This is a genomic window from Vibrio sp. 811, from assembly GCF_033339195.1.
Genome location: NZ_JAWOUB010000939.1, coordinates 1 through 519 on the forward strand (window position 1 = coordinate 1; position 519 = coordinate 519).

A 519-nucleotide genomic window follows, 5' to 3' on the forward strand; every position below is an offset into this window, starting at 1 on the left:
TGGCATAGTTCGTTGTTAGGTTAATAACGCACTGAGATTATGTTCATGCCAACGTATCAAAGTGCATGACGCGAACTGTCACGCACATGACAACGTTAAGTATTGTAACGGCTAATATCGAAAGAACATAAGCTTAATTCACTGATTTTCTCCATCAACTTTGATTAAAACCCATGAAGAGATTGAAACAAGCCACCATGATGCTTCCGCTCGCTGCGGCTGTATCAACGGCTTATGCAACAGATGAGCAAACGTGGGGCATTGCCGCCATGTATCGCACGGCCTCGATTCCTTTTTACACTGCTAACGATGACTCTACGGTGAGCACCTTCGTGCCGATGATGTTTTTTGAAAATGAACATTTGTACATTAACGGACTCGAGGGCGGCGCTTTTCTGTTTAACGAAGAGGATTCTGACTGGCGAGTGAGCGCGATTACGCGCCTTCGTTTTGTCGACATTCCTAAATCCGTTCAAAACGCGTTTGAAGGTGATCGCGTCGATTTTGGTGGCCAACTGC

Annotated in this window: 1 pseudogene; it reads left to right on the forward strand. The window is 45.7% G+C overall.

Annotated elements, in window-relative coordinates:
- Positions 1–197 precede the first annotated feature (197 nt).
- Positions 198–519, forward strand: a pseudogene (locus R7Q46_RS30235) (MipA/OmpV family protein); the annotation flags it as partial.